The sequence below is a fragment of the Thalassotalea sp. SU-HH00458 genome (assembly GCF_040362795.1).
GTDB lineage: Bacteria > Pseudomonadota > Gammaproteobacteria > Enterobacterales > Alteromonadaceae > Thalassotalea_H > Thalassotalea_H castellviae.
On sequence record NZ_BAABWW010000011.1, the window covers coordinates 68,376 to 86,117 of the forward strand.

At 37.3% G+C, this 17,742-nt stretch carries 14 protein-coding genes; 3 read left to right on the forward strand and 11 right to left on the reverse strand.

What is annotated here, in order from left to right:
• Window positions 1-14: 14 nt before the first annotated feature.
• From ABXH06_RS15695 to ABXH06_RS15735, 9 genes are all read right to left on the reverse strand, one after another.
• Window positions 15-1,829, reverse strand: coding sequence for an efflux RND transporter periplasmic adaptor subunit (locus ABXH06_RS15695; RefSeq protein WP_311580142.1), 1,815 nt, complete (start codon window positions 1,827-1,829; stop codon window positions 15-17).
• On the reverse strand, window positions 1,829-3,286 hold the full coding sequence (locus tag ABXH06_RS15700; protein ID WP_311580139.1) for a TolC family protein: 1,458 nt from the start codon (window positions 3,284-3,286) through the stop codon (window positions 1,829-1,831). Before ABXH06_RS15700 ends, ABXH06_RS15695 begins: the two co-directional genes overlap by 1 nt.
• The gene (locus ABXH06_RS15705; RefSeq protein WP_311580135.1) at window positions 3,286-3,810 is read right to left on the reverse strand and encodes a DUF411 domain-containing protein; all 525 of its coding nucleotides are present in this window, start codon (window positions 3,808-3,810) and stop codon (window positions 3,286-3,288) included. Before ABXH06_RS15705 ends, ABXH06_RS15700 begins: the two co-directional genes overlap by 1 nt.
• A 148-nt stretch (window positions 3,811-3,958) precedes the next feature.
• A complete protein-coding gene (locus tag ABXH06_RS15710; RefSeq protein ID WP_311580366.1) occupies window positions 3,959-4,318 on the reverse strand; it encodes a CopL family metal-binding regulatory protein in 360 nt (119 codons plus the stop codon).
• A gap of 779 nt (window positions 4,319-5,097) precedes the next feature.
• Window positions 5,098-6,987, reverse strand: a complete 1,890-nt coding sequence (parE, locus tag ABXH06_RS15715) for a DNA topoisomerase IV subunit B (RefSeq protein ID WP_311580131.1) — start codon at window positions 6,985-6,987, stop codon at window positions 5,098-5,100.
• A gap of 38 nt (window positions 6,988-7,025) precedes the next feature.
• Complete coding sequence (locus ABXH06_RS15720) at window positions 7,026-7,604, reverse strand: YqiA/YcfP family alpha/beta fold hydrolase (protein WP_353518804.1); 579 nt, start codon at window positions 7,602-7,604, stop codon at window positions 7,026-7,028.
• A 15-nt stretch (window positions 7,605-7,619) separates the two neighbouring features.
• On the reverse strand, window positions 7,620-8,390 hold the full coding sequence (locus ABXH06_RS15725) for a metallophosphoesterase (RefSeq protein WP_353518839.1): 771 nt from the start codon (window positions 8,388-8,390) through the stop codon (window positions 7,620-7,622).
• Window positions 8,391-8,395: 5 nt separating this feature from the next.
• A complete protein-coding gene (locus ABXH06_RS15730) occupies window positions 8,396-8,875 on the reverse strand; it encodes a DUF1249 domain-containing protein (RefSeq protein ID WP_353518805.1) in 480 nt (159 codons plus the stop codon).
• A gap of 144 nt (window positions 8,876-9,019) precedes the next feature.
• On the reverse strand, window positions 9,020-9,655 hold the full coding sequence (locus tag ABXH06_RS15735; protein ID WP_311580117.1) for an NUDIX domain-containing protein: 636 nt from the start codon (window positions 9,653-9,655) through the stop codon (window positions 9,020-9,022).
• A 373-nt stretch (window positions 9,656-10,028) separates the two neighbouring features.
• On the opposite strand from ABXH06_RS15735, the gene tolC reads away from it, so the two are divergent.
• Window positions 10,029-11,354 carry an outer membrane channel protein TolC gene (tolC, locus tag ABXH06_RS15740; protein WP_311580113.1) on the forward strand — a complete coding sequence of 442 codons (1,326 nt, stop codon included), beginning with the start codon at window positions 10,029-10,031 and terminating at the stop codon, window positions 11,352-11,354.
• A gap of 119 nt (window positions 11,355-11,473) precedes the next feature.
• On the opposite strand, the gene hldE is transcribed toward tolC, so the two are convergent.
• Complete coding sequence (hldE, locus tag ABXH06_RS15745; RefSeq protein WP_311580110.1) at window positions 11,474-12,901, reverse strand: bifunctional D-glycero-beta-D-manno-heptose-7-phosphate kinase/D-glycero-beta-D-manno-heptose 1-phosphate adenylyltransferase HldE; 1,428 nt, start codon at window positions 12,899-12,901, stop codon at window positions 11,474-11,476.
• 69 nt (window positions 12,902-12,970) lie between these two features.
• Between hldE and lpxL the strand changes: the two genes are divergently transcribed.
• Both lpxL and ABXH06_RS15755 read left to right on the forward strand, forming a co-directional pair.
• Window positions 12,971-13,909: an LpxL/LpxP family Kdo(2)-lipid IV(A) lauroyl/palmitoleoyl acyltransferase gene (gene lpxL, locus ABXH06_RS15750; protein ID WP_353518806.1), complete on the forward strand. Its 939-nt coding sequence runs from the start codon at window positions 12,971-12,973 to the stop codon at window positions 13,907-13,909.
• A 72-nt stretch (window positions 13,910-13,981) separates the two neighbouring features.
• Window positions 13,982-14,632 (forward strand): TcpQ domain-containing protein, encoded by a 651-nt coding sequence (locus ABXH06_RS15755; protein WP_311580104.1) that lies wholly within the window; start codon window positions 13,982-13,984, stop codon window positions 14,630-14,632.
• 32 nt (window positions 14,633-14,664) lie between these two features.
• Here the strand turns inward: ABXH06_RS15755 and glnE are convergent, their stop codons facing one another.
• Window positions 14,665-17,562: a bifunctional [glutamate--ammonia ligase]-adenylyl-L-tyrosine phosphorylase/[glutamate--ammonia-ligase] adenylyltransferase gene (glnE, locus tag ABXH06_RS15760; RefSeq protein ID WP_353518807.1), complete on the reverse strand. Its 2,898-nt coding sequence runs from the start codon at window positions 17,560-17,562 to the stop codon at window positions 14,665-14,667.
• Window positions 17,563-17,742 lie beyond the last annotated feature (180 nt).

Here is a 17,742-nt window from a genome sequence, read left to right on the forward strand (position 1 = left end):
ATCTAACTCCTATATTAGTGGTTTGAATGATCAACAACAGGTGCTTCTAATCTAGAAGTTTCACCCTGTTCATCACCTTGCCCTAGTGGGGCAATTTCAAAAATTACAAAATGTTTACCACGCACTTCAAAAGTAAACTTAACTTCCATCCCCTCAGAAAGTCCTTCAAGGCTAACATTGTGCCCTGTAATGAAATCTAAAGTAGCCGCAGGTCGTCCCCACTTTTCAATAGCAGATCGACTAATATTCACCATTCCATGATCAATCATTAACGAGTTAATTGTTCCAGTAACTGTCGCTGACGAGTCATCTGCCACTTCTTCAGTTACTTGGCTTGTATCACTTTCACTCATGTCGTCAGGAACATGGATATTACTGATTTTATAATCACCATTATCTCCTTTTGTCACTTCAACATGTAAACTCATCCCTTCACTAAGTAATGAAAAGTCAACGCTGTCCGATGCTATGAAATCCATCGTCATTTCTGGCCATTCCCACTCAGGTATTGCATCGTGAGTTAATGTCAACATTTTGTGATTAGCCATCAAACTTTGTATTTGTGCCGAGACCCACACTGAAGAAAGTACTGAATCATCTGCATCAGCAATAACGCTATTCATACGCTTGAAGTCTGAAGACTTACTTGACTCCGAATCTAATAAGAACTGTGCTGAACTAACCACTTTTTCCCCGTCAGTTAATCCTTCAAGTATTTCAACGCTTTCACTATCGTATCGCCCTACAGAAACAGCTACTGATTTAAAACTCCCCTCACCAAGGGCGAGAACAACTCTATCTTGGTTTCCTGTTCTAATAAGTGCTTCTTTAGGGATCAATAAAGCTTGTTCATCACCTGTAGTGTGAATCGCAATTTGAGCAAACATATTTGGTTTGAATTCGCCTTCTTCATTTTTAAAACGAAGACGTACTTTCACAGTGCGAGTTTTTGCATCTAGTGTCGGGTAAATATAATCAACTTTTCCTTGCCATGTTTTTCCAGGTAAGTAATCAAGAGTCATGGTTACTGGGGTGCCTGTTTTGACTTGACCCGCTTGGCGTTCAAACACCTCAGCTTCAACCCATACTTCCGATAAATCACCAATTGACATTAAAGTAGAGCCAGGCTTAACAAAAAATCCTTCACGTATTTTTAAATTTTCCACCACGCCATTTTGTGGAGAATAAAAAGTAATTGTTTGCTGTACTTTCTTTGTTTTTTTCAGCTTTGCAATAGATGATTTTGGAAGTTGTAGTGCCGATAACCTATTTTCAGCAGCACTAATTAACCGACTATTTTTACGATCTAATGCCAATAATAATTCTTCTTGGGCATTAACTAATTCAGGGGAATAAATTTCATAAAGGGGTTGCCCTTTCTTAACAGGATCTCCAATAGCCTTAACATATAGCTTTTCAATCCATCCTTGTACTCGTGGATGGATATGAACTAACTTATCTTCATCATAAGCAACATAACCGACTGTATTTATTTCAGTGTGCAATGATTTATAACTAACTATTGCTGTTCTTACACCGAGGTTATTTACAACATCAGGAGAGATACGAATTGTTCCGGGACCTTCATCAGGTCCTTTACCACCATCGTCGTAAACAGGTACTAAATCCATACCCATTGGTGACTTCCCTGGCTTATCTCTTTTGTAGTTCGCGTCCATTGGAGCTACCCAATAAAGCGGTTTCTTTTCAGCCGTTACAACAGAGCTTGCTTCTCCACTATTTGTCGGGGCCATAAAACTATAAACCCCAAATGTTAAAAAGCCACCGATAACCATGCCAATTACTATTGGCTTAATATTGTTGTTCATTATTCATCTCCCGAAATAACAGTGAAACCACTATTATTTGATAAATTCATATTATTGTTACTAACGACAGGATCTATGCTGCCTATAAAAAGGTAATTAAGTTCTAGTAATAACTTCTGCTCTTCGACATTAAGAGTTAACTCATCTATTTCCGCATTTAATACAGCGATTCGTGAGCGAACCACTTCGGCAAAGTCACCATCATCATTGGTGTAGGCTGTTAACGAAGCTTCAGCTTGATCGTGGATTTGAGGCAGTAGCTTCTCTTTGTATAAGTTCTGTCTATCTTTCAATCGAAGTAAGCGCCCTTTGGCACTGGAGTATGATGCGAGCAATTTTCTCATCAATAATAGTTTTTCAGTTTTTATAGCTTCTGTTTTTGAAATAGCTGACTTAACTTCTTTGTCCTGTCTATTATCTGTAAAAAGCGGCAAGTCAAAGGTAACCCCTACAGAGAACAAGTCCGCTCGACTGTTTCCCATTGGATCATCATCACGGTAACCATAACTAGCATTTAATCCCCACTCAGGTTTGTATTTTTGCTTAGCCAATTTGATTCCAGTTTTTGTTGATTTAATTTTCTTTTCAACAGCGACAAGTGAAGGGTGGTTAGCAATATATTTTGCCAGTTCGCTAGGGCGTAACCAGCTATCTGTAAGAACTATATTGCTATTCACTAAGTCAATTTGAGGTAACTGCTTAGTCAAAACGATATTGTGTAGGTTAAAATCATCGTCTACATAAGTTTCACTTTGAGAACTTTTCTCTATAGAAAACTTTGTTAACCATTGAGACAACATACCTTCAAAGCGGTTTTGTTGTTGTCCTAAGACATCTAACCGATCTTCTAACCTTGTAAGCTCCAATTGCGCTCTTACAATATCCTGCTGCCTTGTTTTACCTAAAGCAGACGAATAACTTGCTTCTGCAACATCCGCTAACTGTTCAAAAAGCGCTCTGTTCTTTTCAATTAAAGCAATACTTTCTTGAATTCTGTATGCATCCAACCAAAGGCTGCCAACAGTAACAGCTACTTTGGACTCTCGATCTTTTCGTTGATACGGGAATGATTCACTTTCAATCTTGAGTTGTTCTCGCTTAATCAACAATGTATCCCCACGAGGAAACATTTGAGATATACCAACTTTCGCTTGTGTCATACCCTCTTGCCCGAAATCAAACCCATTAATAGGTAAGTTTGCTAAACCAAGAGAAACTTTTGGGTCTGGTAATGTACCTACGGCAGTACTCATCGCTTCAATAGCATTTTGCTTATGAACATTTCCCGTTAACCATGGATCATTCTTCTGCGCAGACTTGATAGCTTTCTCAAAAGTTAAGGCTGAACTAGAAGTAATAGTAGGAATATCAGCAGAATTTGCAGTTAGCACTGTAAGAGCTAACATACCCGCACAGTATTTCACGCTTAAACTTATGATAATTTTAAATTTATTCATTAAAACTGCTCCTCATAAGATTGAACGCTAGCATAGACCTCATAAGCGCCCCCTTTCTTAAGCAATAACACTTTATAAGGTTGAAATTTATCCCCTACTTCCATACCGGGAGTTCCCGCTGGCATTGCAGGAACAGACAATCCAATAACATCGTCAGAGTGTTTTCCTTTTAAAAATTTATGAATAAATTTGGCAGGAACATGCCCTTCAAATGCATAACCATCTTTAGATATAGCGGTATGACAAGAACGGTATCGAGGCTCAATTCCTTTCTCTTCTTTAACCGCTGTAAAGTTTTGATAATTGTGGACTGTTGATTCGAACCCATGCTCATTTATATGGCTAACCCACTTTTTGCAGCAACCACATGTAGGACTCTTATAAACCTCTAAAAGAATAGGATGAGATTTAGAATTATGTGTTTTAGATGAAGTCACTGAAACTTCTTCTTTTGAACAACTTGCAATAGCAATGACTAAAGTAAAGGCAGCAACAGCCTTTAACGTAAATTTTTTGGAAAACATAACCCCCCCAAAGGGATATCAATTAATAATTGAATTGATTAGGCTATTCTTGATTTTGCTTAAAAATACTTAAACGCAGAGATCAAAAAGCCTAATACAGAAATTTTGCATATAAATGAGCCAAATTTTAGGCGCAATTATTCTGTATTTAGCTTAATATGGGAGGTCTATATAGAGAGGATGAAGATTGACTTTGAGCCAAGTATAAATATGAGAATATTTTTGATGATGAATCAATAAACAGACTGTCATTTGTATCTTTCATTAGCGCAGCGATACTTGAGCACCCTCCAGTAAAGCAACTACAACTATTAACACAACAGTCATCTTCTGCTTCATCTGAATCATCAGATGAATGACTCATCATGGAATGGTCACTATGGTCCATCATTGACATATTTTGCATTTGCTCCTGCCCACTATTTCCCTTCATACTCATCATATGATAAGACATAACAGTAGACGCGACCGCTTGACCAACAAAGGTCAAACAGACTAGCAGTACCATTAATGTTTTGGAGAAATTAGAATTCACAGCTAACCAACAAAATATTTCAATTATTAATATAATCACATAGGAGATGTTATTTTTCAATCTTAATTTATTTCAAATAACATTTTAGAACTGATATTACTTGTTCTTCTTTTCACTTCCTTTATTCACTTTTCAAATATCAAAAGTCATAAAACTTGTTAAACCTTGAAGATCCTTAGAGAACACCTTACTTTCCATTTCCTAAAATAAGTTTAACAACATCAAAGCTTTCTTCAGGTAAACTGTTTGATTACTTCGAATCCCATAAGTGTTTTAATTTGGTAACTAAAGGGCGCTCACGAATTGTTATTTCCGTTATAATTTCAAACTCATAACCTGATGCATCTGCAAACTCTTCGACTATATTTAACAATTCTTTAGTTTCATGTTCGAGATAACGTAAGTCTTTTACTTCAAACAGTTTCTTTTTTCCATCGATATATAAAACAAAAAATCTGCTGTGTAATGATGAGCTTGTCCATCAACAATATATTTTAATCTGAGGGTCTGGGTGTCATATTCAACGACAATTGAGGCAAGCTCAAGATGGTAACAAAAATCTCGCTCCCAAAAACCTTCAATTCTTATAACCCTTGAATTCGGCCAGGAGGCAGGTAAGTTGCAAATAGGAATTCCTTTCTTTTTTCAAATTTCTTCGTTTCAAAAATATTTACCATTTTAGCCAAGATATTTTAAATCTGGCAAAAATGTCAAATTATAGACTAAATCTGTCAGTTTATGGTTTAATTACCTTAAATCACTTCTACCATATCGCCTTTACTTTGTAGCCATTCTTTACGATCACCACTACGTTTTTTCGACAATAACATATCCATCACTTCCATAGTTTCAGAGTGCTCATCAACCGTCAGTTGAACTAATCGACGAGTATTCGGATCCATAGTGGTTTCACGCAACTGTAATGGATTCATTTCACCTAAGCCTTTAAAGCGTTGAACATTAACTTTGCCGCGTTTTTTCTCGGCTTCTATACGGTCTAAAATGCCATCTTTTTCATCTTCATCTAACGCATAGAAAACTTCTTTACCAACATCTATTCGATAAAGAGGCGGCATAGCTACGTAAACATGCCCTGCCTGTACTAAAGGTAAAAAATGCTGAGTAAATAAAGCACATAATAAGGTAGCTATATGTAAGCCATCGGAGTCAGCATCCGCTAAAATACAAACCTTGCCATATCGTAATTCTGATAAATCTTCAGTATCAGGGTCTATTCCTAAAGCTACAGAAATATCATGCACTTCTTGTGAGGCTAAAATTTGACCCGATTCTACTTCCCACGTATTTAATATTTTCCCTCTAAGCGGCATGATGGCTTGGTTTTCACGATCTCTTGCTTGTTTTGCACTACCGCCAGCGGAATCACCTTCCACTAAAAACAATTCGGTTCGAGTGATATCTTGGCTACCACAATCAGTCAATTTACCGGGTAATGCGGGTCCTTGCGTAATTTTTTTACGAACGATTTTTTTACTTGCTCGTAAACGACGTTGAGCATTTGAAATACAAAATTCTGCTAACGCTTCGGCAATTTCAGTGTGCTCATTTAGCCATAAACTGAAGGCATCTTTCACGACCCCTGTGACAAATGCCGCACATTGACGAGAAGATAATCGCTCTTTCGTTTGTCCAGCAAACTGCGGATCTTCCATTTTAACCGACAAGATATAAGCACACTTATCCCAAATATCATCTGGGGTTAATTTAACACCACGTGGGATCAAATTTCGAAATTCACAAAATTCTCGCATCGACTCAAGCAAGCCTTGGCGCATACCATTTACGTGCGTACCGCCTTGGATAGTTGGGATCAAATTCACATAACTTTCGCCGACTGCTTCACCGCCTTCAGGCAACCAAGTTACCGCCCAATCAACGGCTTCGTTTTGTGAAGAAAAGTCACCAACGAAAGGCTCTTCAGGCATACTGACATAGTCTTTTACCGATTCTTTTAGGTAATCACAAAGGCCATCTTCATAACACCATTGATATTTTTTATCTTCATTTTTATCATGAAATTTAATCGTTAAACCAGGACATAGTACCGCTTTTGCTTTTAACAAATGTACTAAACGGCGTGCTGAAAACTTTGCTGAATCAAAATAATTTTCATCGGGCCAAAACTTAACACGGCTACCAGTATTTCTTCGGCCAACCGTACCTGTTTCTCTTAGTTCCTCAACTTTTTCGCCATTTTCAAATGCCATTTCATACATTTTTCCATCACGACGAACCGCTACATCAACTCGTTTTGATAAGGCATTGACCACTGAAATACCAACCCCATGTAAGCCACCAGAGAATTGATAATTCTTATTAGAAAATTTACCACCGGCATGTAATTTACAAAAAATTAGTTCGACCCCAGAAACCCCTTCTTCTTTATGAATATCAATCGGCATGCCTCGACCATCATCTATCACTTCTAATGATTGATCTTTATCTAAAATAACCGTGATATTTTGCGCATGACCGGCCAATGCCTCATCAACAGAGTTATCGATAACTTCTTGACCCAGATGATTAGGTCGAGCAGTATCGGTATACATACCGGGACGATGACGTACGGGATCCAAACCGCTAAGCACTTCAATGGATTCTGAATTATATTGTTCGCTCATAATGCTTTTCTGATAATTATTATAAAGTTGAGTGGATTTTACTGCAGTTCTAAAAATGTCATGATTGCTGGTAACATTCGGTGATAATCTATAAAGCTATGATCGCCGCCTTCTTGCACAATTAACTGGCAATTTTGATATTTTTCTACTGCTTGCTGATAATCTAACACTTCATCGCCTGTTTGTACCATCACCATGTAATGTTTTTTAGCAATTTTTTCTTGTGATTGTGCTTTTAAGTCAATCATATGTTGCTTAGTCACGTGATAAACTTCTTGTGTGTACGGATTTACCTGTTGACCTAAATAATCCACTAACAATTCAAAAGGCTTAACAGCAGGATTAATTAACGCCGCTTTTAATTGATATTTTTCAGCCAAATACGTTGAAAAATAGCCACCTAAAGAAGAGCCCATCAAGCACCATTGATGATCAGGTTTCGACTGTAATATTAGCTCTAATTGCTTAATCGCTGCTTTAGGATTATTTCGTAATTGTGGGCAATGAAAGTCAATCGCTATTTGATGATCTTGTAAATACTGTTTGGTTAATTGCGCCTTTGTTGACAGTGGCGAAGAATTAAAACCGTGTATGTAAAGCATACTTTTTTTAATCATGTTAATAGTAAAACCTTAATCGATAAAAACTACTTGGCTATTCACTTGTCCATCATCCGCTAATTCAAATATACGAAAACCTGCTGGCTTTCCTGAGTTTTCAACCCTTGTTGCATTTTGATCAAATTGAATCGAGGTGGCAGGGCAAGTAAATAATGGAATAACGCGTTCAGTTATATCAATTTTCAACGCTAACGCATTATGCACATGACCACAAGCAACCGCTTTTACAGCCTCAAGTTTATTAAGCGTTTGATAAAATGTATTTTTATTGAGTAAGCCATGTTTATCAATAAAGTAACCAACATCAACAGGATGATGATGCATAAATATAAACTGAAATTTATGCGAATCCACACAATTGAGTAACCGAGCTAACTCATTTGCTGAAACCTCCCCTGACGGAGTCGTACTTTTACTCGCTAATAATTGAATTTGCCATTGGTTCTTATTGATCACTTTAGCGCTATGAAATGGTGTGCCAGACAAGTACTGCTGCAATAATTTTGGTTCATCATGATTACCAGCAACAAAGTAAACCGGAAGAGTAAAATCGGTTTCATTAATGGCATCAGTAAAGTTTTGATAAGAGCTAATACTATGATCTTGGGTGAGATCGCCGGTAAAAACAATTAACTCAATAGCAGGCGTTCTTTTTATCTGCTCAAGAACACGGCATAGATTTTGATAAACATTGACGCCAAAATGAAGCGCGGTTTTATCCCGATATAAATGGCAATCGCTTATTTGAGCAAAACGTAAAATATTAACCTCCAGAGAAATGATACCAGTTAATCAATCGTTAATAAGCGACTTTGACCGAGCTGTAAACTAAGCTGTAGCCATTCATTAAGGAATACGTTGATCTGTTGCTTTTCATCAGGAAGGTGCATGGCTTGATTGGGATAATCGTAGCGTGGTTTCACCTGCTTGATACCTTGATTACTAATAACTTCAGCCATTCGAGCATCATGATATAAGCGGATCACCATTGTTGGCCGTAAATAATCTGTAAATAAGCTATTATTCGATAACTTTTCTCTACCTATGGAAGAATCTTGCGTCATGGTAACTAGTGAGGTGTAACGAGTGACTTCGTTCACTTCGAGACTATACGTTAAAAAGTCAGAAATAAAAAAACTTCGTTTTTCACCTACTTTTTCTTTATCTGCTAATAACCGTAATAACATCATATAATTGACATCACAAAGACTCATCAAATTAGATAAGTTTGGTCGATATTGCGATGTCTTATTTAACGGTATTGCCACTACAATCTCACATTTAAAATCATATACTTAACATAATCAGAACGTTAAAAATAAAGAACTCAAAAAAGAACCTACCTAGCGATATTGAACTAACCTTCTACCTACTGATGACTAAGCGAATCTCAGATTATTTATACACAGCAGTTACTTCTTTTGAATACTTTTATAATTCAACGCTAACCATTGTAACCCAATTACCGTAGCAGCATTAGCTATTTTTCCTTGCGATAATAATGCTAAAGCCTGTGTTCTTTTGACGACATGCACTAAAATATCCTCTCCTTCTTCTTCCAAGCCATATACCCCGCTAACATTACGACTATCCACCGTAGCTAAGTATAAATAAATGGCTTCGCTCATTCCTCCGGGACTTGAGAGGTATTTCATCACTTTTATGACATTATTTTCATCAATATCAAGGTTTGCTTCTTCTTTGGCTTCTCTGATCGCAACATCAACAGGTTGTTCACCTTCTTCAAACATGCCAGCAATAAATTCCAACATCCAAGGCGTATCACCCGCTCGAAGTGCTCCGGGGCGAAATTGCTCTATCAGCACCACTTGATCCAGCACAGGATCATAAGGAATGAGTACGACCGCATCACCACGTTCAAAAACTTCTCGGCTGATGACATCGCTTTTTTTTCCCGAAAACAACGTATGTTGAATGACATATTGGTCGAGATTAAAAAAGCCAGCATACTTTCTAACTCTTTCTTTTAACTCAACATCCTGATGAGTGAACCGTAAAAAAGTCGATTTATTTTTATTTTCGTTCATTTTTAGTCAAATCTAATAGAAAAAAGGGAAAATCACTACGACAAACCATTAGCATTAAATATTTTGTTACACTAGAATGGTTCGACAACTAACTATACTATTTAGCTTAAATACTAAAACAAGTAGAATATACCACTGATTAACAATTAAAAAATATTAGCTAGATTCCAGTTATTTAGCCACTTAAGTTCAATGCTGTTGTTAAAATAACTAGAGCACCAATTAACAGTTGATGTTTATCATTAAGTCCAAATAATAAAGTTTGGCAGGGTAATTGCTTTTTGCTATACAGCAGTATGATTAATTAGCATGCTATAAATAATGCCCAAACAAAATAACAAGTTTAGAAAACGATGAAAGGAATTGCTCTCACATGAAAAAAAATATTACCTCGCTTATTATAGGTATAGCTTGTGCAGCCACTAGTTCAATGATTTATGCTGAAGATTTACTATCAGTATATGAGCAAGCCAAAGCCAATGATCCAGTTGTTTTAAAAGCTCAGGCACAATTTAAGTCTGCGCAAGAAGACATAATACAAGCGAGATCAGTGTTACTTCCTAATTTAAAAGCAACCGCCAATTATAGTAACGGCGAGACTGAATTTAGAAATGGCGGTCAAATCACTGACTACGAAGGAACAACTTTAACGGCTAGTTTAAATATGCAATTGTATCATCACGATACTTGGTTACGTTTAGATAATGCTAAAAAATCAGCGCATCGCAGTGATATTAATTATCAAGCAGCTAAACAAGATTTAATCGTCCGTGTTACTCAAGCTTATTTTAACGTGTTAAGCGCTAAAGACGATTTAGAGTTTGCAGAAGCAGAAAAAGCAGCAATTGAACGCCAACTTGAGCAAACTAAACAACGTTACTCTGTTGGTTTAACTGCGGTAACGGCTGTCCATGAAGCGCAAGCACAATATGATAATGCGGTGACTGAAGTTATTCGAGCAGAAAACAGCGTCTATAACTCGGAAGAAGCATTACGTGTGATCACCAATATTTATCCACGCAATTTAAATATATTAAACAAAGAGTTATTCAGTGCTTCTCGCCCAACGCCAGACAGTGCAAATGAATGGCAACAAACCGCAGAAGCGAAAAATTTAGATTTGATCGCTCAAAAAATTAGTGTTGATATTGCAAAAGAAAATATTAATATTGCTCAGTCAGGCCATTATCCCACGATAGATTTAAATGGTAGCATTTCTCGCGCTGATAATGATGACCTTATTGATAATGTAACGGCAAAAACTCAAGGGCAATCTTTTGGCGTGACGTTAACCGTACCGCTATACTCAGGTGGCGCTACAACCAGTGCTGTTCGTCAAGCACAAAGTAATTATGTTGCTGCTAGCCAAGATTTAGCGCAAACACACCGCAATGCTGTTCGAAACGCTCGTAACTCATATAATACGGTGATAGCGGCAGTTTCGGGCATTAAAGCTTTACAACAATCGGTAATTTCTGCGGAAAGTGCGTTAAAAGCAACGGAAGCAGGTTTTGAAGTTGGAACTCGTACTATTGTTGATGTATTAGATAGTACCCGTAATTTATATAACGCTAAACGTAATTTATCTTCAACGAGATACAGCTACATTCAGTCAATATTGGCATTAAAACGTGCTGGCGGTACCATTTCAGAACAAGATATCATTGCCATTAATAAAGGGCTTTCAGCTCCTAAATAATGCACTCGTGAAAGACGCAAAAAAGGTGTCGTAAGACACCTTTTTATTTGTTTTAGTGGTTAATCAAATTGACAAAAATTCGATAACTTAAAAATATCTATCCGCTTCAATGTTAAGCATTAATCTTCTAAACGAATGGTATTAATAATTTCTGTCGTTGAAATACCTTCTTCAAAGTTCAATACCTTTACTTCACCGCCAGCAGCGATAACTTCTTCACCACCAGCAATTTCAGAGACTTGATAGTCGCCACCTTTCACTAAGATATTCGGTAAAATATTAGCAATCAAGCGCTGAGGCGTATCTTCTGTAAAACTCACTACCCAATCTACGGCGCCTAAGCCTGACAAAACGGCCATACGTCGGTCAACAGGGTTCACCGGTCTGCCAACACCTTTGAGTCTGGTAACTGAAGCATCGTCGTTCACCGCAACAATAAGTCGAGTACCTAATTCTGCAGCATTTGCTAGATAAGAAACATGACCTGCATGTAAAATATCAAAACAGCCATTTGTCATAACAATTTTTTCACCGCGTGCTTGAGCCATAGTAACCGCAATTTTCAATTGATCTTCAGTTAACACACCAAAGCCACTTTCTTGACCAGTAGCAAGTGCGTTTTGTAATTCAGCCTCACTTACCGTTGACGTTCCAAGCTTACCTACAACAATACCAGCAGCAATATTTGCTAAAGCACTCGCTTGCGGGAAGTCTGCTTTAGCAGCGATGGCCAATGCAAGCGTTGCTATCACGGTATCACCAGCGCCAGTTACATCGTAAACTTCTTTCGCTTGGGTAGGTAAATGGAATTCTTCATGGTCATGGCGGAGTAAGGTCATACCTTGCTCACTTCGGGTAACTAACATCGATGCTAAATCGAGGTCTTTTAATAAATTTAAACCTTTCTCAACAATTGTAGCTTCGTCTTTACAGTCGCCAACCACGGCTTCAAACTCAGATAAATTAGGAGTAATGATGGTCGCCCCTTTATACCGAGAAAAATCTGTTCCTTTTGGATCAACGATCACCGGGACATGATGTTTGTTAGCAATACGGATCAACTGTTGAACTTCTGACAATGTACCTTTAGCGTAATCTGAAAGTAAAATAACGTCATGTTCAGCAACGAGCGCTTCAACATTGTTTACTAGGTTAGTTTTATCTACCGAACTCATCGATTCTTCAAAATCCAATCGGATCAATTGTTGGTTTCGGCTCATTACGCGCAATTTAGTGATTGTAGGGATTTCATTAATACGATCAAATTTACAGGCAACATTCATCGCTTTTAGATGTTTTTCTAATGTTGTGGCCGCTTCATCATTACCTGTGATACCCGCTAACGTTACTTTTCCCCCCAAAGAGGCAATATTTAACGCAACATTTGCCGCCCCACCTGGTCTGTCTTCATCTTGATTAATTTTCACAACAGGTACCGGAGCTTCAGGAGATATGCGCTGTGTGGGCCCATACCAGTAGCGATCTAACATAATATCGCCAACAACTAAAACGCTTGCTTGATTAAAAGCTGGAATATCTACTTTCATCCTATGTCTCTTAACAGATATAATGGTTGATAGTGTATCACATGAATTTCAATGAGTTGACATCATCCCGTGAGTAAAAATAAAGTTTTACAGCCAAATTTCAAACTATCTTTTCTATTACCTCAATATTGGCTTACTTGGCTTGGGGTTATCATTTTATATACGATTTCATGGCTACCTTATAAAGTTCAACTTGCCCTTGGTCGTTTGGTCGGTCGCTTATTATTAAGGATAGCGTCAAGTCGCAAAAAAGTCGCGTTACGCAATTTAGAATTATGTTTTCCAGATATGTCTGATTCTGAACGCCAGCGAATACTCAAAGAAAACTTCGAAAATACCGGTATTGCCTTATTCGAAACAGGCATGGGTTGGTGGTGGCCTGATTGGCGAATTAAACGTAAATTTACCATTACTGGTCTTGAACATATCGAGGCCGCTAAAGCAGACGGGCAAGGTGTATTATTATTGGCTATGCACTATTTAAGTGCTGAAATCATAGGAAGAGGGTTTGGTCACGCTCACCCTTTAGTCATTTTTTATCGCCCACATAACAACCAACTAATGGAGTTTTTTCAATTTAGAGGACGTGGCCGTTCTAATAAGTACATGCTAGGTAAACGTGATGTAAAAGGCCTTATAAAAGCTTTAAGGGATAAAGAATCATGTTTATATCTTCCTGATCAAGACTATGGTAGAAATCGCAGCTTGTTCGTGCCACATTTCGCGGTAAAAGAAACCGCCACGACCACAGGGACATTAATTTTTGCTCGTCAAAAAGACACAAAAACCATGATGATGATCCCGAAAAGAAAAGAAGATGGTAGCGGTTATACGGTTGAAATCACCCCTCCTCTAGTTGATTTCCCTACTGATAACGATGAGCATGATGTCATCAGGGTTAATCAAGAAGTCGAAAAAGCAATTTTGCGAAAACCAGAGCAATATATGTGGTTACATCGTCGCTTTAAAACACGCCCAAATGAAGATGATCCTTCGCTTTATAAGTAATTGTATAACTCGAAAGTTTTCAGTATGGTATACATTAATATTATGTTTACCTATTTTTCAGAAGATTAGCCTATGCTTTTTTGGATAAAAAATATTATCTTTTTAATTATTCTAATCATTCTTGCGTACTTTTTAGTCGCGAATGAAGAATTGTTATTTTCTGAAAAGGTAGAAGCGCCTGAGGCTGCGACGGAAACAACTCAAGCAGCAAAAGCCAAACCTGTTGCAAAGAAAAAATCTACTAATTCTGCCGCAGAAGGCTTATCTCGTTTTTATGCTAACTTACATGGCAGTGATGAAGGTCCACGCATTCGAAATAATATTGTTTATCTTCCAGAGCCAAAAGGCGATTTAGTAGAAATACTTGAGGCACGCCGCATGGTCACGCGTCCATTATTAAAACATTGGCGTGGAACGGTTGATAACAGACCATTTAGAAAAGGCCAAACTTTATATCAAAAGCTTGTGGAATATGCAGAAAAAGATGGGCTTGAAGTTATTTGGTGGCTAAATAGAGACTTTTTAGTTAAAGACCCATTTAGAATTAACAAAGATATTGTCAACACGGCATACTGGGTTGGTAAAGCGATTGGCGGTCATTTCCCTGACGGTTTATCCTCGTATTTTTGTTATCAACAACGTACCTTAGTGTTAATCGAAAAAGAGCTTTCTTATCTTGATGAAGAATGTTTACTTTTACCACAAAAGAGCCGTCAACGTTAACGGCTCTCTCCTGCTAAACCAGTTAAAACAAGCTAATTAATTTTGTTGTATACTAAAAATTGCTGTGTAATTTCAGTGATTTTCTTTGAGTTATGATCAAACTGTTGAGCATTCATCATCGCTGATTGATTTTGTAAGCTCGTTTTATGGCCAAAGTTTCTCAATTGACAATAATGCTCAATTAATAAATCTTTTTGCTCATTGGTAAGGATATCCACATTAGCAAGAGTGGTAAAAATGCGAATATTATCGGAGTATTGCGAAATTTCATGATATTTCGCGCTATAGTTAAGCACTAAGTATTGCGTGAGAAACTCAATATCAACTAATCCCCCCTGTCCTTGTTTAATATCAAACAGTTCATCAGTCGACTTATCTAAGTGATCACGCATCTTATTGCGCATATCAACAACCTCTTTTTTAAGAACGTTTTCATCCCTAGGCTGCACGAGTATCTTGCGACGAATCTCATTATATTGATCAATAATGTGTTGATTGCCATAAACTGCTCGAGCACGTACTAATGCTTGATGCTCCCACGTCCAGGCTTCATTTTCTTGGTATTGCTTAAAGGTTTCAATATTTACTACTAGTACGCCTGAGTTTCCTGAAGGTCGCAAACGCATATCAAGTTCATACAGCACGCCATTATTCATTTTAGTGTTAAAAATATGCATGATTCGTTGAGCAAGCTTTGCATAAAACTGACTGGCCATCACAGGTTTTAACCCATTAGTTTGATCGTCAAGTTTACAATTGTGAATAAAAACGAGATCAAGATCAGAAGAGTAGCCCAATTCAAAACCGCCCATTTTGCCATAGCCAATAACAGCGAATCCCTTATCATCGCTATCAGCTAAACTTAACGGCACACCAAAACGTTCACTGACTTGTTGCCATGCCATATTGACAACTTCACCAATAATAGCTTCCGCTAAGGCGGTTAAGTGATCACTAACTTTGGTTATTGGTAAAACACCGGCAATATCGGCCGCAGCAATACGTAATTGCTGTGCTTGTTTAAATTGCCTTAACATATCCATTTGTGCTTCTAAATCTTCTTCAGGAATACGTAACAATACTTGCCGTAAATCTGCCGCATAACTTGAAAACTCTGGTGGGTTATTTAGTAATTTAGGGTCAATTAATTCATCTAACAAAATAGGATATTTTGCCATATGCTCAGCAAGCCAACTACTTGCTTGACACAATTTTACTAAATGTTTTAACGCCCCTTCATTTTCGTATAACAACTCTAAATAAGCCGTTCTAGTGACGATTTTAGTAAGCAACCAAGTAATGCGTTCAAGCGTGATCTCATTTCCGTTTATATTAACAATGTGGCTGATAAGAATCGGTACAAGCTTACTGATAATTTGCCTACCTCGATTACCGATTGAACGTTGTTTAAAATCTCGTTTTAGATCAACAAGTAGTTGCCAGGTTTTTTCTGCATGCCAATTTGGTTGATGACTAGCAATCCAATCGACCGATTCATCATCAGGCCATTCACTTTCCCACAATGTTACCCATTGTTCATTTTCCATTTGATGATTTGGGCTTTCTTCACCAATTAACACGATAAACTCTTGATGAACCGCACTTGTTAAACGCTGTAAGTACTCTAAAAAGCTCGACCAGTTAGGAAACGTTTCATCCCCTAAGACATGTAAGATTCTTGCTTGATCTAATGGCTCATCCGGTAGTGTTTGGGTTTGTTTATCATCGATTGCTTGAATAATGTTCTCAACCCGTCTTAAAAAACGATAAGCCTTTTCAAGCACTTGTTCACTATGTTCTGAAATTTCTTGATGTTTCACTAATATCGGTAACACAGTTAATAAATTTCGCTGTTGTAATTCTTTAATTCGACCACCACGAATTAACTGAAACACCTGAACAATAAACTCTACTTCTCGAATACCACCGGCACCTAACTTGATATTACCGGTCAATTTTTTTCTACGTACTTCTTGGGCAATCATCATTTTCATGCGGCGCAAGCTATCGATGACACTAAAATCAATATAACGACGGTACACAAAAGGCCTGAGCAAATCCGACAATTTTCCGTGATATTTACCTTCACCAATTAAACGTGCTTTTAACATTGCATAACGTTCCCAGTCACGTCCTTGTTCTTGATAATAATCCTCCATGGCATTAAAAGTGAGTACTAAAGGTCCACTTTCACCAAAAGGACGTAAACGCATATCTACGCGATAAACAAATCCATCTTCCGTTTTTTGATGTAGGGCTGTAATTAATTTTTGTCCTAAACGAGTGAAAAACAGTTGATTATCAATACTGCGTCTAACTCCCACAGTTTCACCTGTTTCTGGATAGACAAAAATTAAATCGATATCAGACGAAAAATTTAATTCTTTACCACCAAGTTTTCCCATGCCATAAACAAGTAAAGGTTGGATTTCACCCAATTTGTTAGTCGGTTTTCCCCATTTTTGAAAACAAAATTCACTTAGCCATGCCAACGCCTCTAATATCAAAGCATCCGCCAATTCAGACAAACGCTTTAAAGATTCATCTAAAGAAATATTTAACACCAGATCGGCAGTAGCAATATGCACCATTTGTACTAAACGAAATAAACGTAATTGACGATGTAATGCTTCTTCTGTTTGGCAATCTTGTAATTGAGCTTTTAGTAAAGAGTTATAATTAGGCGTATTTTTTTGATAGACGCTTTCTGTTACAAATAAATTAATGACAATTTCAGGTGCTTGCAGAGCACTTCGTAACACAAAATCACTCAGTGTAATGACGTGTTTAAAATCAGCTAAAGCTTGACTACTTGCTTTTTCAGTTAAAGATTGAGCAAACTCTGGATATTGACTACTAAATTGTTGCCAAGATTTTTGCTGTTGATTCTCTAAACAGGAAATAAATGGTTTACGGATTATAGTTGTCACTTACACCTCGACTGACTAAAATTATTCATAGTAATATACAAGTTAATATAATGACTTAACTTTGTCTGATGACATAACAAATCAATAGACATATTATGTCATCAATGTTATTAGTATAGTTAATTCGCTAAGAAATTGAATGTAATTATTGATTTTTAGTTACAGTAAATGGATCATAAG

What these genes read in the sequence shown, in the direction of transcription:
- ABXH06_RS15695 (WP_311580142.1), bottom strand. Translation starts at nt 1,829, where the DNA reads ATGAACAACAATATTAAGCCAATAGTAATTGGCATGGTTATCGGTGGC.
- ABXH06_RS15700 (WP_311580139.1), bottom strand. Translation starts at nt 3,286, where the DNA reads ATGAATAAATTTAAAATTATCATAAGTTTAAGCGTGAAATACTGTGCG.
- ABXH06_RS15705 (WP_311580135.1), bottom strand. Translation starts at nt 3,810, where the DNA reads ATGTTTTCCAAAAAATTTACGTTAAAGGCTGTTGCTGCCTTTACTTTA.
- ABXH06_RS15710 (WP_311580366.1), bottom strand. Translation starts at nt 4,318, where the DNA reads ATGGTACTGCTAGTCTGTTTGACCTTTGTTGGTCAAGCGGTCGCGTCT.
- parE (WP_311580131.1), bottom strand. Translation starts at nt 6,987, where the DNA reads ATGAGCGAACAATATAATTCAGAATCCATTGAAGTGCTTAGCGGTTTG.
- ABXH06_RS15720 (WP_353518804.1), bottom strand. Translation starts at nt 7,604, where the DNA reads ATGATTAAAAAAAGTATGCTTTACATACACGGTTTTAATTCTTCGCCA.
- ABXH06_RS15735 (WP_311580117.1), bottom strand. Translation starts at nt 9,655, where the DNA reads ATGAACGAAAATAAAAATAAATCGACTTTTTTACGGTTCACTCATCAG.
- tolC (WP_311580113.1), top strand. Translation starts at nt 10,029, where the DNA reads ATGAAAAAAAATATTACCTCGCTTATTATAGGTATAGCTTGTGCAGCC.
- hldE (WP_311580110.1), bottom strand. Translation starts at nt 12,901, where the DNA reads ATGAAAGTAGATATTCCAGCTTTTAATCAAGCAAGCGTTTTAGTTGTT.
- ABXH06_RS15755 (WP_311580104.1), top strand. Translation starts at nt 13,982, where the DNA reads ATGCTTTTTTGGATAAAAAATATTATCTTTTTAATTATTCTAATCATT.